Below are 24659 nucleotides of genomic sequence, written 5' to 3'. Positions count from 1 at the left end.
GTCACATCTCGTTGTCGATGAGGGCGAAGATCTCCTCGTCGGAAGCGGAATCGATCTTGTCCATCACCGTGTCGGGACGGCCCGCGCCGTCCGGAGCCGCGCCGAACCTGGCCAGGCCGCTCTGCAGCACCGCGACGAGCTTGCTGCGGATGGCCTCGCCGTCGCCCGTGGCGCTGGTGAGCATGGATCCCACACGTTCGAGCGCGCCGCGCAGGGTCTCCTCCGGGGAGGGCGGCGCGGGCGCGAGGGTGCTGAACAGGTACTCGGCGAGCGAGCTGATCGTCGGATGGTCGAAGACGAGCGTGGGCGGCAGGCGCAGGCCGGTGTCGGCGTTGAGCCGGTTGCGCAGTTCGACGGCGGTGAGGGAGTCGAAGCCGAGCTGGTTGAAGGCGCGGTCGACGCTGACCTTGTCGGGGCTGCCGTGGGCGAGCACGACGGCGACGTGGCCGCGCACCCGTTCGGTGAGCAGGCGCAGCGCCTCGTCCCTGGTGAGGGTGGCGAGCCGGGACATCAGCTCGGCCACGCCGGCGGGCTTGGCGGTGCGGCGGGGGGTGCGGACGAGGCCGTGCAGCATGGGCGGCAGGTCGCCCGCCTCGGCTCGGGCGCGCAGTCCGGCGGTGTCCCAGCGGGCGGCGACGACGAGGGGGTCGGGGCTGGTGAGCGCGGTGTCGAACAGGTCGAGGCCCTGCTCGACGGTGAGGGGGGCGATGCCGGTACGGGCGAGCCTGGCGACGTCGGCCTGCGACAGGCCGCCCGACATTCCGGACGCGGTGTCCCACAGGCCCCAGGCGATCGACACCGCCGCCAGGCCCAGCTCCCGCCGGTGGGCGGCGAGGGCGTCGAGGAACGCGTTCGCCGCCGCGTAGTTGCCCTGGCCGGCGTTCCCCAGCACCCCGGCCAGCGACGAGAACAGCACGAAGAACGCCAGATCGCGGTCCTGGGTGAGCTCGTGCAGGTGCCAGGCGGCGTCGGCCTTGGGGCGCAGCACCGCGTCCATGCGTTCGGGGGTCAGGCTCTCGATCAGCGCGTCGTCCAGGACGGCCGCCGTGTGGACGACCCCGGCCGGCGGGACGTCCGCGAGCAGGGCGGCCAGCGCGGCGCGGTCCGACACGTCGCAGGCCGCGACCGTGACCCGGGCGCCCAGCCCCTCCAGCTCCGCCACCAGCTCACCGGCACCCGGAGCGGCCTCACCACGCCGCGACACCAGCAGCAGATCCCGTACGCCGTGGCCTGTCACGAGACGGCGGGCCACCAGCGCGCCCAGACCGCCCGTGCCACCGGTCACCAGCACAGGTCCTGAAATTTCCGGCAATGGGCGGGTTTCGGGCTTGCGGCGGACGAGGGCCGGGGCCAGCACCCTGCCGTCGCGGACCCGTACCTGGGGCTCGGCGACGGCGGCCAGGCTGCCCCAGTCGGCGTGGCCGTCCTCGACCTCGGCCAGCACGAACCGGCCGGGCTGCTCGGCCTGCGCCGCGCGCACCAGCCCCCACACGGCGGCGCCCGCCGGGTCGCCGGAGCGGGTGACGAACGCCAGCCGCGACTCGGCCATCCGCGCGTCGCCGATCGCCGCCAGCACCTGGGTGGTGAGCCGGCGGACGGCGGCGGGGACGTCGCCGGGCCGGTCGCTGACGCACGGGATGACGACGGCCTCGGCCACGCCGCTGCCGGGCGGCGTCTCGGACCACTCCACGGCGTACACGGCCTGCGCGGGCCCGGTCGGCGTCCCGGACGGGACCGCCCGCACGCGCAGGGAGGCGAAGGAGAGCGCCGGCTGTCCCGCCTGGGTGGCGGCCTCCAGCGCGCACTCGTCGCCGCCCGCGCCGGTCAGTCGCACCCGCAGCCGGTCCGCGCCGGGGTGGAGGAGCCGCAGGCCGCGCAGCTCGAACGGCAGCCGCACGCTCTCGTCGTCCCCGGCGACGAGCAGCGGGTGGAAGGCCGCGTCGAGCAGCGCGGGGTGGATGCCGAACCCCTCGGGGTCCACGTCGCCGGGCAGGGCGACCTCGGCGAACAGCTCGTCGCCGCGCCGCCACACCGCGCGCAACCCCTGGAAGGCCGGACCGTACTCGTAACCGCGCTCGGCCAGCCGCTCGTAGCCGCCCTCGACCTCGACCGGCTCGGCTCCCTCCGGGGGCCAGGTCCCGGCCCACGGGTACGCGGCCGCGTGCGGGGCGCCGCCCGCCGTGACGGTGGCGGACACGTGGCGGGTCCAGTCGGCGTCCGGGTCGCCGGCGGGCCGCGAGTACACGCGTACCGGCCTGGCCCCCGCGTCGTCGGCGCTCTCGGCGACCACCCGGACGGCCACCGCGCCCTCCGGCGGCAGCGTCAGCGGCGACTCGAACACCAGCTCCTCGACCGCGTCGCAGTCCACCCGCCCGGCCGCCTCCAGGACCAGCTCGGCCAGCGCCGCCCCGGGCAGCACGACCGTCCCGGACACCGCGTGCCCGGCGAGCCAGGGCGCCGTGGCCACCGACAGGCGTCCGGTCAGCACCACGGGCCCGTCCTCGGGCAGGTCGACGGCCGCGCTCAGCAGCGGGTGCCCGGCCTCGCGCAGCCCGGCCGCCGCCAGGTCGGCGGCGGGCGCGGGCGGGGCGAGCCAGTAGCGTTCGCGCTCGAAGGCGTACGTCGGCAGGTCCACGAGCCGGCCGCCCGCCGCCCGCGCGGGCCAGTCCACGCGCACCCCCGCCGTCCAGGCGCGGGCCAGGCAGCCGGCGAACCCGTCGGTCTCGGTACGGTCGCGGCGGTGCAGGGGGACGATCGCGGCGTCCTCGCGGGTGACGCAGTCGTGCGCCATCCCGGACAGCACCGCCTGCGGCCCCACCTCCACGAAGACGCCGACGCCCTCGTCCTCCAGGCGGGAGATCGCCGCCCGGAACAGCACCGGCCCGGTGATCTGGTCGAGCCAGTAGGAGGTGCTCGCCCACGTGCCGCCCGCTCCCGGGACGGCCGTGGTGTGCGGCCTGCCGAACGTCACCCCCGCCAGCTCGGCGGCGAACGCCGACAGCATCGGCTCCATCAGCGGCGAGTGGAAGGCGTGGCTGACCGGCAGGCGGCGGATGCGGCGGCCCCGGGCCCGCCACTGCTCGGCGACGGCCAGGCACTCCCGCTCGGCGCCGGACACGACCACGGCGGCGGGGCCGTTGACGGCGGCGACGCTCACGCGCGACTCCAGCCCGGCGATCGACCCGGCGACCTCCTCGGCGGTGGCCTCCACGGCCACCATCGCGCCGGGCTCGCGCAGCTCCTGCATGAGCCGGCCGCGCGCGGCGATGAGGCGGGCGGCGTCGGCCAGGGACCACACCCCGGCGGCGTACGCGGCGGCGTACTCGCCCACCGAGTGCCCGGCGACCGCGTCCGGCCGCACGCCGTGCGAGGCGAGCAGCTTGAGGGCGGCCACCTCGAAGGCGAACAGCGCCGGCTGCGTGTAGGCGGTCCGGTCGAGCAGAGCGGCGGTGGCGCTGCCGGGCTCGGCCCACATCACGTCCCGCAGCGGCCTGTCGAGGTACGGGCCCAGCGCGTCGCACACGTCGTCCAGGGCGGCGGCGAACACGGGGGACGCCGCCGCGAGTTCGCGGCCCATCCCGGCCCGCTGCCCGCCCTGCCCGGTGAACAGGAACGCCGTCCTCGGCTGCTCCCCCGCCACCCCTTCCACCACGGCCGCCCCGGCGGGCCCGCCGCTTGCGGAGCTCCCGTTGGCGTGCGCGGCGGAGGCGGTCGTCCCGTTGGCGTGCGCGGCCGGGGCGGGTGTGCCGGTGGCGTACGCGGCGAGGGCGGTGGTGAGGGCGGCGTGGTCGGGGCCGAGGACGACGGCGCGGTGCGGGAGGGCGGCGCGTCCGGCGAGGGTGCGCGCCACGTCGGCGGGCCAGGGCGGCTCGCCGGAGGTGACGGCGGCGTGCAGCCGGGCGGCCTGGGCGCGCAGGGCCCGGGGGCTGCGGGCGCTGATCGGCCAGGCGACCTGCTCCGGCGGCTCCGGCGTCACGGGCCCAGGATCGGGCTCGGGCTCGGCGGCGGGCTCGGCGGCGGGCTCGGCGGCGGGGGCCTCCTCGATGATGAGGTGGGCGTTGGTGCCGCTGATGCCGAACGAGGAGATCCCGGCCCGGCGCGGCCGTTCCCCCGAGGGCCAGGCGCGGGCGGAGGTCAGCAGCTCGGCCCGCCCGGACTCCCAGTCGACGTGCGGGGTGCGTTCGGTGACGTGCAGGGTGGGCGGCAGCACCTCGTGGCGCATGGCCTGCACCATCTTGATCACTCCGGCCACCCCGGCGGCGGCCTGGGTATGGCCGATGTTGGACTTGACCGAGCCGACCCACACGGGCCGGTCGTCGGCGCGGCCCCGCCCGTAGGTGGCCAGCAGCGCCCCGGCCTCGATCGGGTCACCCAGGCGGGTCCCGGTGCCGTGCGCCTCGACGGCGTCCACGTCCCGCGTGTCGAGCCGCGCGTCCGCCAGGGCCTGGCCGATCACGCGCTCCTGGGCGGGGCCGCTGGGGGCGGTCAGGCCGTTGCTTGCCCCGTCCTGGTTGACCGCCGAACCCCGGATCACGGCCAGCACGCGCCGTCCGTTGCGGATCGCCGACGACAGCCGCTCCAGCACCAGCACGCCCACGCCCTCGGACCACGCCGCCCCGTCAGCGGAGGCCGAGAACGACTTGCACCGCCCGTCCGCCGACAGCGCCCGCTGCCGCGAGAACTCGACGAAGATGTCCGGCGCGGCGATCACGGTGACGCCGCCGGCCAGCGCGAGCGTGCACTCGTCCTGGCGCAGGGCGCGCGTGGCGAGGTGGAGCGCGACCAGGGACGACGAGCAGGCCGTGTCCACGGTGATGGACGGCCCCTCGAGCCCCAGCGTGTACGAGACCCGCCCGGACAGGACGCTCGGCGTGCTGGAGGTGAGCAGGCTGCCCTCGACCTCTTCGGGCACCCGGTCGAGGAAGCGCGTGGAGTAGAGCTCGTACATGCTGCCCGCGTAGACGCCGGTGCGGCTGCCGCGCAGCGTGCCCGGGTCGATCCCGGCCCGCTCCAGCGCCTCCCAGCACGACTCCAGGAACAGCCGGTGCTGCGGATCCGTCGCCAGCGCGCTGCGCGGGCTCATGCCGAAGAACCCCGCGTCGAACTCCCCGGCGTCGTGGACGAAGCCGCCGTGCCTGACGTACGACTTGCCCGCGGCCTCGGGGTCGGGATCGTAGAGGCCGTCCAGGTCCCAGCCCCGGTCGGCGGGGAACTCGGTGATCGCGTCGCCCCCGGACGCCACCAGGTCCCACAACTCCTCCGGGCCCGTCACCCCGCCGGGGAAACGGCAGGCCATGCCGACGATCGCCACCGGCTCGTGCCGGCGGCCCTCCTCGTCGGCCAGCCGCCGGCGGGTCTCCGCCAGCTCGACGGTCACACGCTTGAGATAGGCACGGAGTTTCTCGTCATTCGCCACGTTCTGGCCTTTCCATAGACAGGGGGGACGTCATCGCCCGGTTGTCGATCAGGGCGAAGATCTCCTCGTCCGATGCGGAGCCGATCTCCGCCGCGCCGCCGCTGCCGGCGAGGTCGGCGGAGGGGACGGCGCTGGTGGCCCCGATCCTCGTGAGAGCGCTCTGCAGGATGGCGACGAGCTGGCCGCGCATGGCGTCCGCCTCGCCGTTGGCCGTCCGCAGCATCGACTCGGCCTGGTCCACGGCGGCCCGCAGCGTGTCCTCGGCCGACGGCGCCTCGGGCGCCAGCGCGCCGAACAGGTAGGCGGCCAGCGCGGTGACGGTCGGGTGGTCGAAGACCAGCGTGGCGGGCAGCCGGAGCCCGGCGTCGGCGTTGAGCCGGTTACGCAGTTCGACGGCGGTGAGCGAGTCGAAGCCCAGCTCGTTGAAGGCCCGGTCGACGTCCACGTCCTCGGGGCTGCCGTGCGCCAGGACGGCGGCGACGTGCGAGCGGACCAGCTCGACCAGGTGGGCGCGGCCGTCGGCCTCGGCCATCCCGGCCAGCCGCTCGGTCAGCCCGCCGGGGCCGGCGACGGCCGCCGTGCTCGCCGCCGCCGTCGCGCGCCGAGGGGTGCGGACGAGGCCGCGGAGCATGGGCGGCAGGTCGCCCGCCTCCGCTCGGGCGCGCAGCCCGGCGGTGTCCCAGCGGGCGGCCACGATCAGCGGCTCTGAGCTGGTCAGGGCCGTGTCGAACAGGTCGAGGCCCTGGTCCACGGTGAGCGGGGCGATGCCCGCGCGGGCCAGCCTGGCCACGTCCGCCTGCGACAGACCGCCCGACATGCCCGCTGCGGTGTCCCAGAGGCCCCAGGCGATCGACACCGCCGCCAGGCCCAGCTCCCGCCGGTGGGCGGCCAGCGCGTCGAGGAACGCGTTCGCCGCCGCGTAGTTGCCCTGACCGGCGTTCCCCAGCACCCCGGCCAGCGACGAGAACAGCACGAAGAACGCCAGATCCCGGTCCTGGGTCAGCTCGTGCAGGTACCAGGCCGCATCGGCCTTGGGCGCCAGCACCGCGTCGAGCCGGGCCCCGGACAGCCCTTCCAGGACGGTGTCGTCGAGCACGGCCGCCGTGTGGACGATCCCGGCCAGGGGCACGTCCGCGAGCAGGGCGGCCAGCGCGTCGCGGTCCGACACGTCGCAGGCCGCGACCGTGACCCGGGCGCCCAGCTCCTCCAGCTCCGCCACCAGCTCACCGGCACCCGGAGCGGCCTCACCACGCCGCGACACCAGCAGCAGATCCCGTACCCCGTGGCCTGTCACGAGACGGCGGGCCACCAGCGCGCCCAGACCACCCGTGCCACCAGTCACCAGCACAGGTCCCGAAATTTCGGGCAATGTCCCCGGAGTGAGCTCCTGCCGGGTCAGGCGCGGCGCCAGCAACTGCTCGTCGGCCGTGGCCAGCTGGGTCTCGCCGGAGGCGACGGCGGCGGCGAGGCGTTCCCAGGCGGTGAAGCCGGGCGCGATCTCGGCCAGGGCGAAGCGGCCGGGGTGCTCGGACTGGGCCGACCGCAGCAGGCCCCAGACGGCGGCGGTCCCCGGCCCGCCCGGCCGGGTGGCGAACACCAGCCGCGACCCGGCGAACCGCTCGTCGGCCAGCCACCCCTGCGCCAGGTCGAGGACCTCGCGCAGCGCGTCGTGCGCCGAGTACGGCAGGTCGTCGCCGTCCACGTGGACGGGTGCCAGCACGGTGGCGGGCACGCCGCCCGCGTTCATGCCGGCCAGCGAGGCGAGGTCGTAGTGGCGCGGCGCGGCGATCCCCGCCCGCTCCAGCTCGGCCGCCAGCTCGTCGGCGGCCTCGTCATACCCGACGAGCGCCCAGCCGCCGGCCCCGGCCGCGGACGGCTCGGGCAGCGGCGTCCAGTCCAGCGTGTGCCCGGCGGCCCCGGCGGCGGGCCGGGCCGCGCCGCGCGGCAGCCGGCGCAGGGCCAGCTCGGCGGCGGCGATCCGGGCGCCCGTCCCGTCGAACAGCGCCAGCGCGATCCGGTCGTCGCCCAGGTCGGTGATCCGGGCGCGCACCGTCTCGGCACCCAGCGCGGTGACGCGCACGCCGCTCCAGGAGAACGGCAGCAGCAGCGCCGACGGGTCGTCGGCCGACTCCAGCACCACCAGGTGCAGCACCGCGTCCAGCAGCGCCGGGTGCAGCACGAACCGGCCGGCGTCGGCGCGCGCCTGCTCGGGCAGCGCCACCTCCACGTACGCGTCGCCGCCGTCGCGCCAGGCGGCCCGCAGCCCCTGGAACGCGGGACCGTACGCGTAACCGCGCTCGGCGAGCAGCTCGTAGAGGCCGTCCAGGCCGATCGGGCTCGCCTCGGGCGGCCAGCCGGGCAGCCACTCGGGGGCGTCCCCGGCGCCGGGGCCGAGCAGGCCGGTGGCGTGGCGCGTCCAGGGGGCGTCGGCGTCGCCCGCCGGGCGGGCGTGCACGGTCAGGGCGCGGCGGCCCTGCTCGTCCGGCCCCGACACGCTGACCTGCACGTGCGCCGCGCCCTCCGGCGGGAGCGGCAGCGGCGCCTCCAGGGTCAGGTCCTCGACGGCGTCGCAGCCGGCGGCGGCCGCGGCCTGCAGCGCCAGCTCGACGAAGGCGGTGCCGGGCAGCAGGACGCCGCCGTCGATCGCGTGGTCGGCCAGCCACGGCACGGCCGGCACGGACAGCCGCCCGGCCAGCAGGAACCCGTCGTCGGCGGCCACCGGGAGCACGGCGCCCAGCAGCGGGTGCCCGGAGCCCGGCGCGCCGAGGCCGAACAGCTCCCCCGAGCCGCCCGAGGGGGCGGTGAGCCAGTGCCGGGCCCGCTCGAACGGGTAGCCGGGCAGGGCCTCGTGGTGGCGGCGGGCCGTGCCGAGCGCGGCGGCCCAGTCGACGCCCGCGCCGAGCACCCACGCCTGGCCGAGCGCCTTGAACAACCTCGGCGCGCCGCCGTCGCCGCGCCGCAGCGTGCCCGTGGCGCCGCCGGGCGCGCCGGCCGCCGCGAGCGTGTCCTGGACGTGGCCGGTCAGCACCGGGTGCGGGCTGGCCTCGACGAACACCGGCGTCCCCGCCGCCGCGACCGCCTCGATCGCCTGCTGGAACCGGACCGGGTTGCGCAGCCCGGTGAACCAGTACTCGGCCGTGAGCAGGCCAGGGTCGATGAACTCGCCCGCGTACGAGGAGCAGAACGCCACCTCGGTGTCGCGGGGCCGTACCCCGTCGAGGACGCGCAGGATCTCCTCCCGCAGCTCGTCGATGTGCGGGGTGTGGGCGGCGTAGCCGATGGCGACGCGGCGGGTCTGCACCGCGTCGCCGCAGGCGGCGGCGAACTCGTCGAGCGCGTCGGCGTCGCCCGCCACGACCGTGCTGGACGGGCCGCTGAACACGGCCGGCCACAGCCGTCCGGCGAACGGCTCCAGCAGCTCGCCGACGCGGGCGGCGGGCAGCGACACGGCGAGCATGCCGCCCTTGTCGCCGAGCCTCGTCAGCGCCCGGCTGCGCAGCACGACCACGCGGGCGGCGTCCTCCAGGGAGAGCGCCCCGGCGGCGCACGCGGCGGCGATCTCGCCCTGCGAGTGGCCGACGACGGCGGCGGGGTGGACGCCGAGCGTGCGCCACAGCCCGGCCAGCGCGACCATGACCGTGAACAGCACCGGCTGGATGACGTCGGAGCCCTCCATCGGAGGCGCGCCGGGGCGTCCGCGCAGCACGTCGATGACTGACCAGCCGGTGTACGGGAACAGGGCGCGGTCGCAGCGGGCGGCCTGCTCGCGGAAGGCGGGGCTGCCGTCCAGCAGGTCGACGGCCATGCCGGCCCACTGGGAGCCCTGGCCGGGGAAGACGAACACCGGCTTGACCTCGGCGGGGGCGACGCCGCTGGTGACGGCGGCGTGCGGCGTCCCGGCGGCCAGGGCGGCGAGCCCGGCCAGCAGCTCGCCCGGGTCCGCGGCCACCACCACGGCCCGGTGCGCGAACACCGCCCGCCGCGCCAGCGTCCGCCCCGCATCCACCAGCACCCCGATCACACCACCCGCGACCGCGTCGGCGGACTCACCAGCGGGGACGTCGGCGTCCGCGGAGGTGGCGGCCTCTGCGGGGGCGGCGGCCTCCGCCAGAGGGGTGGCCAACCCGGCGGTGGGTTCGGGGGTGGGGGTCTGGGTGATGAGGGTTTCGGCGTGGGTGTGGAGGCGGGCGGCCTGGGTGCGCAGGGCGGCCTCGGTGCGGGCCGACACGACCCAGACGATCGGCCCGGCGTCCGTGCCGGCCACCGGCTCCTCGTACGGGAGCTCGGCGGGCGGCGGGGCGGCCTCCACGATGACGTGCGCGTTCGTGCCGCTGATGCCGAAGCTGGAGACCCCGGCCCGGGGCGGCCGGTCCCCCGTGAGCCGGACCGGCTCGGTGAGCAGGCTGACCCCGGCCGAGGCCCAGTCGACGTGCGGCGTCGGGTCGGCGGCGTGCAGGGTGGGCGGCAGGGTCCGGTGCTCCAGCGCCTTCACCATCTTGATCACCCCGGCGACGCCGGCGGCGGCCTGGGTGTGGCCGATGTTGGACTTGAGCGACCCGAGCCAGACCGGCCGGCCGGGGTCGCGGCCCTCGCCGTAGACGGCGATGACCGAGTCGGCCTCGATGGGGTCGCCGAGCCGGGTGCCGGTGCCGTGCGCCTCGACGGCGTCGACGTCGGCGGCGGTGAGCCGGGCGTCGGCGAGCGCCTGCCTGATGACCTCGCGCTGGGCCTGCCCGCTGGGGGCGGTGAGCCCGTTGCTGGCGCCGTCCTGGTTGACGGCGCCGCCGCGCAGCACGCCGAGGACGCGGTGGCCGTGGCGGCGGGCGTCGGAGAGGCGTTCGAGCACGAGCATTCCGGCGCCCTCGGCCCAGCCGGTGCCGTCGGCCTGTGCGGAGAACGCCTTGCACCGCCCGTCGCGGGCCAGCCCGCCCTGCCTGCTGAACTCGACGAACATGCCGGGCGTCGACATCACGGTCACGCCGCCCGCCAGCGCCAGCGCGCATTCGCCGCGCCGCAGCGCCCGCATCGCCAGGATGATCGAGACGAGCGAGGAGGAGCAGGCCGTGTCGGTGGTGATCGCGGGGCCGCGCAGGCCGAGCATGTAGGCGATGCGGCCGGAGACGACGCTGAGCGCGGTGCCGGTGAGCAGGTGGCCGTCGGAGGCGCCGTCCGGCTGGTGCAGGCGGGGCCCGTAGTCGGGGGCCATCGCGCCGACGTACACGCCGGTCTGGGAGCCGCGCAGCGCCGCCGGGTCGATGCCGGCGCGTTCGACGGCCTCCCAGCAGATCTCCAGGAGGAGGCGCTGCTGCGGGTCCATGGCGGTGGCCTCGCGCGGGCTGATGCCGAAGAAGGCGGCGTCGAACCGGTCGGCGTCGTGCAGGAACCCGCCGTGCCTGGTGTCGCTGGTGCCGGAGCCGCCCGAGCCGAACAGGGTGCCGAAGTCCCAGCCCCGGTTGGCGGGGAACTCGGTGATGGCGTCGGAGCCGGTGCTGACGAGCCGCCACAGGTCCTCGGGCGAGGCGACCTCGCCGGGGTAGCGGCAGCCCATGCCGACGATCGCGATCGGGTCGTCGTCGGCCCGCGCTGAGGCGACGGCGGCGGTGGCGGGCTCCGGCTCCGTTCCGGTGAGCAGCCCGTGCAGGAAGGCGGTCAGCCGGTCGGGCGTGGGGTGGTCGTACAGCAGCCCGGCGGGCAGCCGCAGCCCGGTGGCCGAGCGCAGCTTGTCGCGCAGCTCGACGGCGGTGGCGGACTCCATGCCGAGGTCCTTGAACGTGCGGCCGGGCTCGACCGCCGCCGCCTCGCCGTAGCCGAGCAGCCGCGCCGTCGTGTCCAGCACCAGCTCGCGCACCTCGCCGCGCGACGTCCCGCCGCGCGGCGCCGCCTCCTGCGGCTCCGCGTCCAGCGGGACCGGCGTCGCCGGCGCGGTGCGGCGGGGCGTGGCGGAGGCGCCGTGGGCCAGGTGCTGGAACGGGTACGTGGGCAGGTCGATCGGGCGTCCGCCGGGGCAGAGGCGGGCCCAGTCCACCGGTGCGCCCTGCGCGTACGCCTGGGCCAGCGACCGGGTCAGCCGTTCGGCGCCGCCCTCGCCGCGGCGCAGGGTGCCGGTCACGGCGACGTCGCGGCCCGCGTCCTCGGCCGTCTCCTCCACGCCGGTGACCAGCACCGGGTGCGGGCTGCACTCGACGAACAGCGCGCACTCCTCCAGGACGGCGCGCACCGCCTGGCCGAAGCGGACGGGGCGGCGCAGGCTGCGGTACCAGTAGGCGGCGTCGAGCCCGGCGGTGTCCATCGGCTCGCCCGTGAGCGTCGAGACGAACGTCGTCTCCACGCTCACCGGCCGGATCGGGGCGAGCGCGGCCAGCACGTCCTCGCGCACCGCCTCGACCTCGGGCGAGTGGGAGGCGTAGTCGACCGGAATGATCTTGGTGCGGTGTCCGGGCAGCCGGGTGGCGAGCTCGGCCAGCGCCTCGCGGGGGCCGGAGACGACCAGCGAGCGCGGCCCGTTGTAGGCGGCGACGGACACGCCGTCGGGCAGCACGGGCTCGACCACGTCCAGCGGGGCGGCGACCGACATCATGCCGCCCTTGCCGGTGATGCCGGCGATGGCGCGACTGCGCAGGGCGACGACCCTGGCGGCGTCGCCCAGCGTGAGCGCCCCGGCGACGGCGGCGGCGGCGATCTCGCCCTGCGAGTGGCCGACGACGGCGGCGGGGTGCACGCCGTGCGCACGCCACGTCCCGGCCAGCGCGACCATGACCGCCCACAGCGCGGGCTGCACGACGTCGACGCGGTCCAGGCCGGGCGCGCCGGGGCGCTCGCGCAGGACGTCCATCAGCGCGTACGGGACGAAGGGCGCGAGGGCGTCGGCGCACTCGGCGAGGCGGGCGGCGAACACCGGGGAGGCGTCGATCAGCTCGCGCGCCATCCCGGGCCACTGGGAGCCCTGGCCGGGGAAGACGAACGCGCACCCGCCGGGCACGGCGGCGCCGGTGACGACGGAGTCGTGGGGACGCCCCTCGGCCAGGGCGGCGAGCGCGTCCCGCCGGGCTTCGCGGCCGGTGGCGAGGACGACGGCGCGCCGCTCGAACGGCGTCCGGGTGGCGGCGAGGCTGAGCGCCACGTCCACCGGCGCGACGGCGGGGTCCGCGGCGAGCGCGGCCAGCCGGGCGGCCTGCTCACGCACGGCCCCCTCCGCTCGCCCGGACAGCACCCACGGCGCCTGATCGCCCGCTCCCGTAACGGCCCCGGCTTCGGCATCGCTTTCGGCTTCGGCGGGTGCCGCCGCGCCGGGGGCGAGCGGCGGGGGTTCGGCGAGGATGAGGTGGCAGTTGGTGCCGCCCATGCCGAACGAGCTCACGCCCGCGAGCAGGCGGCCGCCGTCCGGCCAGGGGCGGGTCTCGGCGACGACGCTCAGGCGCAGCGCGTCCAGGGGGATGTCGGCGGGCGGCGTGCGGAAGTGCAGGCTGGCGGGCAGCTCGCGGTGCTTGACGGCGAGCACGACCTTGAGCAGCCCGGCGATGCCCGCCGCGCCCTCCAGGTGGCCGATGTTCGTCTTGACGGACCCGACCAGCAGCGGCTCGGCCCGTCCGGCCCCGTAGGCGGCGCCGAGTGCGGCGGCCTCCACCGGGTCGCCGGCCTTGGTGCCGGTGCCGTGCAGCTCGACGTAACGCACCTCGCCGGGCGTCACCCCGGCCTCGGCGCAGGCGAGCCTGATGACCTCCTCCTGGGCCTGCGCGCTGGGCACGGTCAGCCCTTCGCCGCCGCCGTCGTTGTTGACGGCCCCGCCGAGGATCACCGCGTGCACCCGGTCGCCGTCGGCCAGCGCGTCGGCGAGCCGCTTGAGCACGACGACGGCGCCGCCCTCGCCGCGCACGTACCCGTTGGCCCGCTCGTCGAAGACGTGGCAGCGGCCGTCCGGGGACAGCGCGCCGAACGCGCCGATGGCGGCGGTGGTCTCGCCGAGCAGGTTCAGGTTGACGCCGCCGGCGAGCGCCACGTCGCTCTCGCCGCGCCGCAGGCTGGCCGCTGCCATCTGGACCGCGACGAGCGACGACGACTGGCCGGTGTCGAGGGTGAGGCTGGGGCCGCGCAGGCCGAGCGCGTACGAGATCCGGTTGGCGATCAGCGCCCGGTTGACGCCCGTGTAGGCGTGGCGGCCGGGGCCGGGCGCCCGGTCGCGCAGGGCGGCGTAGTCCTGGGAGATCGCGCCGAGGAAGACGCCGGCGGCGCTGCCGCGCAGCGCGGCGGGCACGACGCGGGCGTGCTCGAGGGCTTCCCAGCCGAGTTCGAGCGCCAGCCGCTGGTGCGGGTCCATCGCGGCCGCCTCGTTCGGCGAGATGCCGAAGAAGGCGGCGTCGAAGCCGTCGACGTCGTCGAGGAACCCGCCCCGCCGGTACTCGGCCGCCTCGGGCCATCGGCCTTCGGGCGCGTCCGTGACCGCGTCCTCGCCATCGCGCAGGAGTCTCCAGAAACTGTCCGGATCCGTTGCCCGCGGCAGTCTGCACGCCATGCCGATGACGGCGATCGCGTCCGGCTCGCTCCGCTGTCCCGACTCACCCATCAATGCGCCACCCCAAAGCCTCGGGCGTCCAATTGACGCCGTTTATCCGAACGGCTGTGAAGCATTTACCGACAGCCGGACGAGTTCGCGGCCATTGCATAGTGAGTGAGACCCTAATTGGCGGTTCGGACCGCGGGCACAGGTCGCAGGCGGCACCTTGTTGCCGCCATTTGTTGCCATCGCCGCCGGCCGTCCGGCCCCTTGACCCGGGCGGCGGCGGTCGGGGATGAATGACGGACGGACGAAGCCGCGGGAGGAGGGCGCATGCCCGTCGAGTCTCCGCTCAGTCACGGCCAGTTGTTCAGCTGGCGGGAGATCGAGCGGTATCCGGAGGACTGGCTGGCCGAGGCGAACCTGCCTGCCACCTGGGACCTGCGCGGCCTGTCCATCGGGCAGGTGACCGCCGCGCTGGAGCGGCTCGTCGCCCGGCACGAGGCCCTGCGGACCACGTACGACCCGGGCGGCGGCACGCCGGTGCAGCGCGTGCACGAGAGCGTGGCGCTGCCCATCGAGCGGGTGGACCGGGTGGTGACCGACCCGGCCGAGCACGAGCGGACCAAGGCGGAGCTGGTGGCGGTGCCGTTCGCGATGGCGGGCGACCTCAACTGGCGGGGCCGCCTGGTGTGCTCGCGCGGCGCCCCGGTGTACCTGACGCTGGTGTTCTCCCATCTGATCGTGGACCTGTGGTCGATCCACCACCTCCAGGACGAGTTCAAGGCGCTCACGTCGGGCGCCCGCCCGGCGCCCGCGGGCCCGCCGCCGCGCGAGGTGGCGCGGCGGCAGCGCGCGGACGCCTGGCGGCCCCGTCAGGAGGGCGCCGAGCGCTACTGGCGGTCGGTGCTGGCCGAGGGGCTGACCGACGAGCTGCCGACGCTGCCCGCGCGGGTCAAGCGCGAGCGGCTGGAGCTGACGCTGCACTCGCGGCGGCTGGGCGGCCTGGCGGCGGAGGCCGCGCGCAGGCACGGCGTGACCGCGCCGGCGGTGGTGATGGCGTTCGTCGCCGCCGGGCTGGCCCGGCACCTGGGCACCGACCGGGTGACGATGAGCTTGATGTCGTCCAACCGGTTCGCCCCGGAGGACCAGCACCTCATCGGCACCATGAACCAGCTCGTCCCCGTCGTGACCGAGGTGGACCGGCGAGCCACGCTCGCCGAGCACATCAAGCGGCTGCACTGGGCGGGGGCCAGGGCCTACCGGCACGGCAGCTACGACTTCGACCGCGTCACCGAGGTGGCCGGGCCCGCGCCGGAGCACGGCTGCTGGGTCAACCACTTCTTCCGCGCCTGGTTCAACTACGTGCAGGTGGACCGGCGGCCGAGCGACCCGGCCGACCAGACGCCGGCCGAGCTGGCCTGGACGCCCGTCGCCCAGCCGTATGGGCAGGCGTTCCGGGTGCGGGTGGAGGTGCGGGGCGGGCGCACCGGCGTGCTCATGCTGGGCGACCCCGACGTGCTGCCGGCCGAGGCGATGACGGACCTCATGCGGACGATCCCGATGGGGATCCAGCTCGCGCTGACGGAGCCGGACCGGGCGCTGAAGGACCTGTGGAGCGCGGGGGCCGAGCTGCCCCCGGCGCTGTTCCCGGCGAACCCGCCCGGCCCGCCCGGCCCGGCCGGGTCGTCCCGGTAGCGGGCCGTCATCGAGGGAGAGGCCATGGCACGCACCCTCCACCAGTGGTTCGCCGCGTCGGCGGCGCGTCACGGCGACCGGGTCGCCCTGGAGGCCGGCGGCGAGCGCTGGACGTACGCCGAGCTGGAGGAGCTGTCCGGGCGGCTGGCGGCGCTGATCGCCGGCGCCTGCGACGGGCCGCCGTCGCGGGTGGGGCTGCACGCGGGCCGCGGCCCGCTGGCCTACGCCGGGTATCTGGCGATCCAGCGGCTCGGCGCGGCGGCCGTACCCCTGAGCCCGGCCGCGCCGCCCGCCCGCAACCGGCTGGTGGCCGCGTCCGCCGGGCTCGGCGCGGTGCTGTCGGACGCGGGCCTGGAGCCGCCCGGACTGCCGGACGGCGTCCGGGTGGTGCGGGCCGGCGCCGGGCAGCCGCATCCGTCCGGCCCCGCGCCGACCGCCCGGGCGCAGGCCGACGACGTCGCCTACGTGCTGTTCACCTCGGGCTCGACGGGGACGCCGAAGGGCGTGCCGATCCGTCACCGCAGCGTGGACGCCTACCTGCGGCACGTGATCCCCCGGTACGGGCTCGGGCCGGGGTGCAGGGTGTCGCAGACCTTCGACCTGACGTTCGACCTGTCGGTGTTCGACCTGTTCGCCACCTGGGGCAGCGGCGCGACGCTGGTCGTGCCGGGCCGCTACGACCTGCTCAAGCCCGTCGCGTTCGTCTCCCGGGAGCGGCTGACCCACTGGTTCTCGGTGCCGTCGGTGGTATCGGTGGCGATGCGGCTGCGCCGGCTGGCGCCGGGGTCGATGCCGTCGCTGCGGTGGAGCCTGTTCTGCGGGGAGCCGCTGACGCTGCGGCAGGCGCAGGCGTGGCGGGCGGCGGCGCCGGACAGCGTCCTGGAGAACGTGTACGGGCCGACGGAGCTGACGCTGAGCTGCACCGAGTACCGCCTGCCCGCCGACCCGGCGCGCTGGCCCGCGACGGCCAACGGGACGGTGCCGATCGGCCTGCCGTACCCGGGCGTGGAGCACCTGGTGATCGACGGCGACGGGCGGCCGGCCGAGGAGGGCGAGCTGTGCCTGCGCGGCGTGCAGCGCTTCCCCGGCTACACCGATCCGGCGGTGAACGCGGGCCGGTTCGCCGCGTTCGACGGGCGGGTCGCGACCGGCGCGGAGACGGGCGCGACGGCGGCGCCGGAGCTGTGGTACCGCACCGGGGACCGGGTGGCCTGGCGTGACGGGGTGCTGGTGCACCTGGGCCGGCTGGACCAGCAGGTGAAGATCTCCGGCCACCGGGTGGAGCTGGGCGAGGTGGAGTGCGCGCTGCGCGGGCAGCCGGGCGTGCAGGAGGCGGTCGTGCTGGCGCTGCCCGGCCCGGACGGCGAGCCGGAGCTGGCCGCCGCCTGCACCGGGCTCGACGGGGCGGCGCTGGACCCGGTGGCGCTGGTCAAGGGGGTCACGCAGGTGCTGCCCGGCTACATGGTGCCACGCTCGGTCACGCCGGTGGCGGAGCTGCCGCTCAACGCCAACGGGAAGGTGGACCGCCGGGCCGTGGCGGCGGTCCTGCGCGGGTGACGGCTGCGGGACGGCCCCGCTCAGAAGGGCCGGGGACGGTCCGGGCGGGTCGTCATCAGCGTGGACAGCGCCAGCCACAGCGAGCCGACGGTCGCGAACGTGGACTCGTCCAGGAGCTCGTCGGGCAGCTCGACCGCGTAGCCGTTCTCGATGTCGACCATCAGCCGCACCACGCCCATCGAGTCGAGACCGAGCGCCGACAGCTCGTCGCGGGCGGTGAGCCCGGCCGACTCCGCGTACGGCAGATGCGCGCGCAGAATGCTCTGGAACCGGTCCGGAATTTCCAGCATCGCGTTACCCCCAATCCAGTGGTGAATATTCAGGCTGCCGAACGGCGGATCATCGGTCAACAATGGCGCTCCTGGCCGTTTCCCACGGCCGGAACCTGCCATTGAACAGCGGTTGTGCCGGCTGTCCCGAAAGCCGATTCTCGAATGTGTCCGCCGACCGCCGGGGGTGGGAGAAAATGAAATCCGCGAGCCTGTGCTGGGGGCAGCGCTACATGTGGCTGCGGGTCCACCAGCTGCCGCCCGGCCACCAGCACGAGACGCACGTGGTGCTGCGGTTCGACCTGCCCGCGGGGCTGACGGTCGCGGCCTGCCGGGCGATGCTCACGTACCTGACGCGGCGGCACGAGATCCTGCGCACGACCTTCGGCCCGGGGCCGGAGCAGCGGGTGTGTCCGCCCGCGCCGCTGCCGGTCACGGTGGTGACCGCCGAGCGCGACGGCGGCGCCACGCCCGCCGAGGTGGTCGAGGAGCTCAGCACGCGGCCGTTCGACCTGGCCGGGGAGTGGCCGGTGCGGGCGTGCCTGATCACCTCCGGCGGGGCGCCGCGGCACTGCGTGCTGGTGTTCAACCACCTGGCGGTCGACATGTGGACGCTCGGGGAGATCAAGCGGGAGCTGCGCACGCAGAGCGCGGGCGTCGTCGCCCGGCGCCCGGCCGCGCTGCCGCCGGTCCGCCACCAGCCCGCCGACCTCGCCCGGCACGAGGCGTCGGCGGACGCGGCCATCGTGGCGTCGCGCGCGATGGCGTACTGGCAGGAGGAGGTCGGCGCGCTGCCGGCCGACCCGTTCGCGGCGCGCCGGACCGAGCGGGCCGACGGCCCTCCGGCCGGGCACGCGACGCTGATCTCGCCGCCGATGCTGGCGGCGTCGCGGCGGATCGCCGCCCGGCACGGCGTGTGGCCGTCGCTGGTGCACGTGGCCGCCTACACGGCGATGGCGGCCCTCTACACCGGGCGCGCCGACGTGGCGCACCTGGCGTTCGTCAGCAACCGTGAGTCGCACCCGTGCCCCGACGTGCTGACGTGCATGTTCTCACCGATGCTGGTGCGGGTGAGCTGCGCGGGCGACCCCTCGTTCGGCGAGCTGCTGCGCCGGGTGGCCGCCGCGTACGGGCGGGCCGGGGAGCACGCGTACGTGCCCTACGACAAGGTCGTGGAGATGGTGTCGCGGGAGGGGTCGCGGCGCGGCGCCGCCGTACGGCTCGGCTCGGAGATCAACTTCATCAAGCAGCGCACCCGCGAGTACGGCGGCCGGCGCACCGCCTTCACCTGGAACCCGGTGCCGTGGGCGTGGGCGCACCACGGCGACGACACGTACCTGCGGGTGGACGAGTGGCGCGACGCGGTCGCGCTGTCGCTGCACGCCGCCTCGTCCGTCATGGACGCCGGCGCCGTCGAGCGGTTCCTGCGCGGCATGGAGGCGCTGGTCCTCGCCTGCGACGCCCGCGCGTCGCAAGAGGGCGCGCCCGGTCCGACGCTCGGCGAGGCGGCCCGGATCGCCGGGTTCGCCCCGGCGGGCGCGCCGTCTGACCCCGTCCCGCTGGAGACGTGGGACGGTCACGCCGGCCCCGCCGCCCGCGCCCTGGCCGACGCCGTGCGGGAGGCGCACGGCCTCGGCCCCCTCGATCTCTCCGACAGCTACACCCTCGCCGGAGGCCAGGCCCTGCGCATCCCGCAGGTGCTGGCCGAGCTCGCGCGGCGCGGCTGGGAGGGTCTGACCCTCAACCAGCTCGCCGGGCCCGCACCGCTGGGCGCGCTGGCCTCCCGGCTGGCCCAGGGGCGCCTTCACCAGAACCAGGCACACTCGGAGTGAGACCATGAACCACGCATCCACCGGCCAGGTGACCAGGTCACAGCGCCTGGTCGCCTCGGAGCGGGAGCTCCGCGACGCGATAGCACGCGAACTGCCCGGCGAGGACCTCGCCAACCTGGTCGTCATGGGCGGCCACTTCATGCTGTTCGAGGACGCGGCGTCGGGGCGGCTCGTCCCGGGCGTCATCGAGGAGCAGGCGGACGAGACGATGCGCCGCCGGATCGCCGGCCGCGTCGGCATCTTCCCCGGCTACACCTGGGAGCTGTCGGCCGGGCTGCTGCGCGACTACGCCGCCGCCGGCGTCGACACCCGGCTGCTGCTGCTCGTCAACGACTGGCAGTACGTGCCGTCGGCGGGCCGCCCGGCCTCCGAGCTGCGCGCGGAGTTCTTCGCCGGCTTCGCCGAGCTGCCCGGCTCGTACGAGAAGATCCTGCGCGAGGCCGGGCTGTCGGCCGAGGACGTGCTGCCCAGCAGGAAGCACCCGCTGGCGTTCCCGGAGACGTGGCTGAAGTACCGCTTCCAGAAGGCCGCCGACCGGCTGGTCAAGCAGGGCCGGCTGGAGAAGCGCTACCTCGACTCGGGGAACGGCGACAGCGAGGTGGCCTTCCTCGACGCCGACGGCAACTACCGCACGCTCATCAGCTGCGGCATCACCGGCTGCGCCGGCGAGATCACCGAGATGGTCTCCGAGGTGTACCGGGCGGGCTACCGGGCCATCCTGATCTTCGCGCCGGGCGAGTGCCTGATGCCCGTGCAGACGGGCGTGGACATCGCGCTCAACCTGTACGAGCTGCCGGGCATGCGGGTGGTGATCGCCGATCCTGGCGGCAGCGGCGAGATGTCCGCCGAGGAGATCTACGGCAAGCTCGTCACCGTCAGCACGTTCGGGAGCTGACGCCATGAAGGTCATCTATCTGGACGGCTGCGCGACGACGCGGGTGGACGACGAGGTCCTGGACGCGATGCTGCCGTTCCTGCGCGAGGAGTACGGCAACCCGTCGTCCCCGCACGTGCTCGGCAAGCGGGCCAGGCGGGCGGTGGACGAGGCGGCCGCGTCGGTGGCGGCGCTCCTGGGCGCCGACCCTGGCGACGTGGTGTTCACCTCGGGCGCGACCGAGAGCAACAACCTGGCGCTGCTCGGCGTGTTCGGCCACGACGACCGGGCGCCCGTCAACGGGCTGTTCTGCCCGACGGACCACAAGTCGTCGCTGGCGATCGGCCGGGCGCTGGCCGGGCGCGGCGTGGACGTGCGGGCGATGCGGGTCGGCCCGGACGGCCGCATCGACCTGGAGCACCTGGCCGGGCGGCTCGACCTGCACTCGCGGGTGGCGACCGCCGCGTGGGTCAACAGCGAGATCGGCACCGTGCAGCCGGTGGCGGAGCTGGCCGCGCTCTGCCACGAGGCGGGCGCGCTGCTGCACGTGGACGCGGCGCAGGCGGCCGGGCGGATCCCGATGCGGGTGCGGGAGGCGGCGGCCGACACGCTGTCGATCTCCGGGCACAAGATCCGCGGCCCGAAGGGCGTCGGCGCGCTGTACGTGCGGCCGGAGATCCGGCACCGGCTGCGGCCGGTGATGTTCGGCGGCGGCCAGTACGAGCTGCGCAGCGGGACGATCCCGGCGCATCTGGTGGTGGGGCTGGGCAAGGCGTGCGAGCTGGCGCTGGCCCGGCTGGAGGCCGAGCGGGCGCGGGCCGCCGAGCTGCGCGCGACCGCGCTGGACATGCTGCGGGCGGGGCTGCCGGGCGTGCGGGTCAACGGCGACCCGCGCCACGGCGTGCCGCACGTGCTCAGCGTGGTGCTGCCCGGCGTGCGCGGGGAGAGCCTGGTGTCGAGCCTGTCGTCGGTGGCGCTGGCCACCGGGTCGGCGTGCAACTCAGGGTCGCAGGAGCCGTCGCACGTGCTGACGGCGATCGGCCTGGACGCGGAGGACGCCAACAGCACGGTCCGGATCTGCCTGGACGCCCGGATGCCGTTCGAGGATCTGGTGCTCGGGCTCGACCTGGTCGTGGAGCGGGCCCGCGACCTGGCCGGCGTGGTCGTCGCCACGGGCGCTCAGGCCCCCTTCAGCCCGTCTTGAGGAACTTCCTGGCCGCTTCCACCCCTGCCTGGAAGCGGCTGGTGGCGTCCAGGTCGCGCATGAGCGTGGCGATGTGGCGGCGGCAGCTGCGCACCGACATGCCGAGCTTCCTGGCCACCACCTCGTCGGTGTAGCCCTTGGCCATGAGGGCGGCGATGGACTGCTGGAGGTCGTCGGCGACGGTGCCGTAGCCGAACTCGACGCCCTCCAGCGGGGTCGCGCTCTCCCACAGGTGGTTGAACATGTCGAGGAAGAACCGGGCGATCCCCTGGTTGCGCACCCGGGCCAGTGACACGTCGCCGTCGCCGTCGCCGAACAGGGCGACGAGCGAGCGGTCGAAGACGATCGCCGAGCGGGGCACGTTGCTGACGGTGTAGACCTCGACCCCGGCGTCCGTGAGCCGCTTCATCGCCAGCCGGGTGGCCACGTCGGCGCGGCTGCGGTGCTGGCAGATGACGCGCACCGTCACGCCCCTGGCGACCAGCACGAGGTACATCTGCGACAGGTCGCCCGCCTCGCCGATCCCGGCCTGGAGCACGAGCAGCTCGTCCCGGCAGGCGTCTCCGGCCGTCTTGAGGAAGCCGCGCACCTCCAGGTCGCCGACGAGGTAGTCCACGGTGCTGCGGGCGGCGTCGCCGCCGCCGAGGAAGCCGACGCCCTCGCGGATCTGGTCGATGAGCTCGCGCCGCCGGTAGATCTCCCGCTCGACGGAGGAGACCAGCGAGGCGACCGCGAGATCGGGGTCGACGGGCACGTACCGGCCGATGGTGGCGGCGTCGGCGCGCAGCAGCCGGTTCTCCACCAGGTGCTGGACGGCCTGGCTGACCAGGTGGACGTCGATGCCCAGGTCGGCGGCGGCCACGTCGACGGCCTCGATGGCCCCCTTGCGGGCCGCGTAGTGGTAGACGTCGGTCTCGTGCCCGCCGTCGGAGGCGGACCTGCCGGTGAACAGCGCTGTCATGGACATGGTCGTCACTCCTTCTCTCACGCCGGCGTGCGGCGGCTGAACAGGACAAGTGAGGCGGACAGCAGGAGGGCCGCCATCCCGGCGAGCACGCCGAGCTGCGGCAGCACCGCGCCGAGGCCGGTGCCGGGCTCGGCGAGCCGCAGCAGCGCGTCCATGCCCCAGGCGTGCGGGAACAGATGGCCGATCGCGTTGAGGACGTCCGGCGAGGACTCGCGCGGCCACAGGCAGCCGCCGAGCATCCCGAGGACGACGCCGAGCGGCGGACCGATCGCGGGGGCCTGGTCGGGCGAGCTGAGCAGGGTGCCGGTGAGGATCGCGGCGCCGGTGGCGACGAGCGCGAACACGCCCACGACCGCCGCCACGCCGACCGGGTCGCCCCACGAGACGCCGAACAGCAGCGCGCTGACCACGACGATGAGCGCCGCCTGCGCGAGCGCGACGATCAGGCGGCTGACGGCCTCGCCGAGCAGCACCGACCGGCGGGTCACGGGCGCGGTGAGCGCCCGCTGCAGCATGCCGAGCCGGCGGCTCTCCACGAGCGCGGCGGCCACGGCCATCGAGTTGATGAACGTGAACAGCAGCAGGTTGGCCGGGGCGGTGTAGGCGAAGCCGCCCGGGTCGCCGCTGCCGGTTGCGGTGCCGGTCACGCCGACGCGCCCCGACTCGGCCTGCGCCCGGCGTACGTGGGCGGCGGCCTCCTCGGCGGTGGCGCCCGCGGCCCTGACGGCGCGGGTGGCCTCCAGGACGGCGGCGACCTTGGCGACGGCGCCGTCGACGGCGCCGCGGGCGGCCAGGCCGCTGCCGTTGGCCTGGGTCATGACGAGGTCGAGGCGGCCGGCGCCGGGCCCGATGATCAGACCGGCGGCCAGCTCCCCCGACCGCACGGCCGAGCGTACGTCGTCCGTCTCCGTCATGGCGCGCACGTCGAGGTCGGCGTGCGCGCGCAGCTCGGCGAGCAGGGCGGCGGTGACGGGGTCGGAGCCTTCGGCGACGACGCCGACCGGCAGCTTGCCGGAGGCGCCGCCGCCGAACGCCATGCCGACGAACAGGATCGACACGAACGGCATGATCACCATGAAGAACAGGCCGGTGCGGTCGCGGGCGTGCCTGCGCAGGTTGGCGGCCACGAGCGCGGCCACCGGCCTGGGCCGGTGCGGTGCCTGCGGGGGCGTCACAGCAGCATCCCCTTCCTGAGGCCGAGGACGGCCAGGCCGCCCGCGACGAGCGCGATCGCCAGCAGGACGGCGACGGGGCCCGCGACGGCGGCCACGCCCGCGCCGGACCCGGCGAGCTCGGCCAGCGCCGTGGCGGTCCAGCCGTTGGGGGTGAGCAGCGCCGCCGTCTGCAGCGGGCCGGGCAGGCTGTGCAGGGGTACGAGGCTGCCGCCGAGGAACGCCGCCACGAACGAGATCACCATGATCACCCCGTCGGCCTGGGCGTCGGTCCTGACCCGGGCGGCGACCAGCATGGTGATCGCGGCGGCGGCGAGCACGTGCGCGGTCAGCACGGTCAGCACGGCGAGCGGGTCGCCCCAGGAGGAGCCGAAGATGAGCGTGCCGGACGCCCAGGTGGCGCAGACGCTGACCATCGCCAGCCCGAACCCGACGACGGCCTTCCCGGCGACCGGCACCCAGGCGGCGAGCGGCCCGGCGCGCATCCGGTCGAGGGTGCCGAGCTTGCGCTCGGTGAGCAGGCTGCGGAAGGACGCGCCGACGACGAAGAAGGCGAACAGCGCCGCCATGCCGGAGCCGTAGTAGACGGCCAGGTCCACCTTGCCGCCGGCCAGCGGGTCGCCGGTGAGCGCGAGCGCGGGACCGGCGGCGCCGTTGCGCTCGACCAGCTCCTTGACCTCGTCGCCGGGCACCCCGGCGAGCAGCGCGGCCCGCACGGCGAGGGTCCTGGCGTCCACGACGGCGGAGATGCGGTCCACGACCGCGCCCGCGACCACGCCGGCCAGCGGCGATCCGGCCGAGGTGAGGACGGTGACGTCGCCGCCCTCCCCCGCGCCGACGCGGGCGCTGAACCCGGCGGGGAAGACGATGGCCGCGCCGATCTCGCCGGCGTCGAGCGCCCGCCGCGCCTCCCCGCCGTCCGGCAGGTCGCGCAGCGTCACGCTGCCCTTCAGCTCCTCGGCGCCCGCCACCTCGCGGCGCACGCTCGCCGGGAACTCGCCGCCGTCCAGGTCGACCAGGCCGATGGTGGCGCGCAGCGGCGGGTCGTCGCCGCCGAGCGCCAGCCCGAACAGCGTGGCCAGCGTGACGGGGACGATCAGCGCGATGACGATCGCGGTGCCGTCGCGCAGCCTGGTGCGCAGCTCGTGCGCGCTCACCGTGAGCAGGGCCCGCCCCATG

The 24659-nt window shown here is 75.9% G+C and carries 11 protein-coding genes; 5 read left to right on the top strand and 6 right to left on the bottom strand.

Annotated elements, in window-relative coordinates; all coding sequences use genetic code 11:
• Nucleotide 1 precedes the first annotated feature (1 nt).
• Nucleotides 2–5377, bottom strand: coding sequence for a type I polyketide synthase (locus tag AB0J53_RS10340; protein WP_364170764.1), 5376 nt, complete (start codon nt 5375–5377; stop codon nt 2–4).
• A 28-nt stretch (nt 5378–5405) separates the two neighbouring features.
• On the bottom strand, nt 5406–13976 hold the full coding sequence (locus tag AB0J53_RS10335) for a type I polyketide synthase (protein WP_364170762.1): 8571 nt from the start codon (nt 13974–13976) through the stop codon (nt 5406–5408).
• A gap of 264 nt (nt 13977–14240) precedes the next feature.
• Here AB0J53_RS10335 and AB0J53_RS10330 point away from each other — a divergent pair, with 264 nt between their 5' ends.
• Complete coding sequence (locus AB0J53_RS10330; RefSeq protein ID WP_364170761.1) at nt 14241–15605, top strand: condensation domain-containing protein; 1365 nt, start codon at nt 14241–14243, stop codon at nt 15603–15605.
• Between the two features lie 24 nt (nt 15606–15629).
• A complete protein-coding gene (locus tag AB0J53_RS10325; protein ID WP_364170760.1) occupies nt 15630–17162 on the top strand; it encodes an AMP-binding protein in 1533 nt (510 codons plus the stop codon).
• Nucleotides 17163–17182: 20 nt separating this feature from the next.
• Here the strand turns inward: AB0J53_RS10325 and AB0J53_RS10320 are convergent, their stop codons facing one another.
• Nucleotides 17183–17452 carry a phosphopantetheine-binding protein gene (locus AB0J53_RS10320; protein WP_219509639.1) on the bottom strand — a complete coding sequence of 90 codons (270 nt, stop codon included), beginning with the start codon at nt 17450–17452 and terminating at the stop codon, nt 17183–17185.
• 176 nt (nt 17453–17628) lie between these two features.
• Here AB0J53_RS10320 and AB0J53_RS10315 point away from each other — a divergent pair, with 176 nt between their 5' ends.
• From AB0J53_RS10315 to AB0J53_RS10305, 3 genes are read left to right on the top strand one after another with little or no spacing between them, the layout of a single operon-like run.
• Nucleotides 17629–19263, top strand: a complete 1635-nt coding sequence (locus AB0J53_RS10315) for a condensation domain-containing protein (RefSeq protein ID WP_364170759.1) — start codon at nt 17629–17631, stop codon at nt 19261–19263.
• 4 nt (nt 19264–19267) lie between these two features.
• Entirely contained in the window at nt 19268–20158 is an 891-nt protein-coding gene (locus AB0J53_RS10310; RefSeq protein ID WP_364170758.1) for an LPD16 domain-containing protein, read from the top strand.
• A gap of 4 nt (nt 20159–20162) precedes the next feature.
• Nucleotides 20163–21341: a cysteine desulfurase family protein gene (locus AB0J53_RS10305; RefSeq protein ID WP_364170757.1), complete on the top strand. Its 1179-nt coding sequence runs from the start codon at nt 20163–20165 to the stop codon at nt 21339–21341.
• Here AB0J53_RS10305 and AB0J53_RS10300 read toward each other — a convergent pair.
• From AB0J53_RS10300 to AB0J53_RS10290, 3 genes are read right to left on the bottom strand one after another with little or no spacing between them, the layout of a single operon-like run.
• Nucleotides 21328–22308 (bottom strand): hypothetical protein, encoded by a 981-nt coding sequence (locus AB0J53_RS10300; RefSeq protein ID WP_219509635.1) that lies wholly within the window; start codon nt 22306–22308, stop codon nt 21328–21330. The two genes, AB0J53_RS10305 and AB0J53_RS10300, sit on opposite strands and share 14 nt — an antisense overlap.
• A gap of 17 nt (nt 22309–22325) precedes the next feature.
• Entirely contained in the window at nt 22326–23483 is a 1158-nt protein-coding gene (locus AB0J53_RS10295) for an ABC transporter permease (RefSeq protein WP_364170755.1), read from the bottom strand.
• Complete coding sequence (locus tag AB0J53_RS10290; protein WP_357588057.1) at nt 23480–24658, bottom strand: ABC transporter permease; 1179 nt, start codon at nt 24656–24658, stop codon at nt 23480–23482. The genes AB0J53_RS10295 and AB0J53_RS10290 overlap by 4 nt, the downstream gene beginning before the upstream one ends.
• Nucleotide 24659: the final 1 nt, after the last annotated feature.

It is taken from the genome of Nonomuraea sp. NPDC049725 (assembly GCF_040674795.1).
In the GTDB taxonomy this organism is placed as follows: Bacteria; Actinomycetota; Actinomycetes; order Streptosporangiales; family Streptosporangiaceae; genus Nonomuraea; species Nonomuraea ceibae.
The sequence above is the reverse complement of the archived record's forward strand: the minus strand, read 5'-3'. Positions and strand labels throughout refer to the sequence as shown.

Excerpts from the sequence above, each read along its gene's own strand:
- AB0J53_RS10335 (WP_364170762.1), bottom strand. The coding sequence starts at position 13,976 with ATGGGTGAGTCGGGACAGCGGAGCGAGCCGGACGCGATCGCCGTCATC.
- AB0J53_RS10330 (WP_364170761.1), top strand. The coding sequence starts at position 14,241 with ATGCCCGTCGAGTCTCCGCTCAGTCACGGCCAGTTGTTCAGCTGGCGG.
- AB0J53_RS10315 (WP_364170759.1), top strand. The coding sequence starts at position 17,629 with ATGAAATCCGCGAGCCTGTGCTGGGGGCAGCGCTACATGTGGCTGCGG.
- AB0J53_RS10310 (WP_364170758.1), top strand. The coding sequence starts at position 19,268 with ATGAACCACGCATCCACCGGCCAGGTGACCAGGTCACAGCGCCTGGTC.
- AB0J53_RS10300 (WP_219509635.1), bottom strand. The coding sequence starts at position 22,308 with ATGTCCATGACAGCGCTGTTCACCGGCAGGTCCGCCTCCGACGGCGGG.
- AB0J53_RS10320 (WP_219509639.1), bottom strand. The coding sequence starts at position 17,452 with ATGCTGGAAATTCCGGACCGGTTCCAGAGCATTCTGCGCGCGCATCTG.
- AB0J53_RS10325 (WP_364170760.1), top strand. The coding sequence starts at position 15,630 with ATGGCACGCACCCTCCACCAGTGGTTCGCCGCGTCGGCGGCGCGTCAC.
- AB0J53_RS10305 (WP_364170757.1), top strand. The coding sequence starts at position 20,163 with ATGAAGGTCATCTATCTGGACGGCTGCGCGACGACGCGGGTGGACGAC.
- AB0J53_RS10290 (WP_357588057.1), bottom strand. The coding sequence starts at position 24,658 with ATGGGGCGGGCCCTGCTCACGGTGAGCGCGCACGAGCTGCGCACCAGG.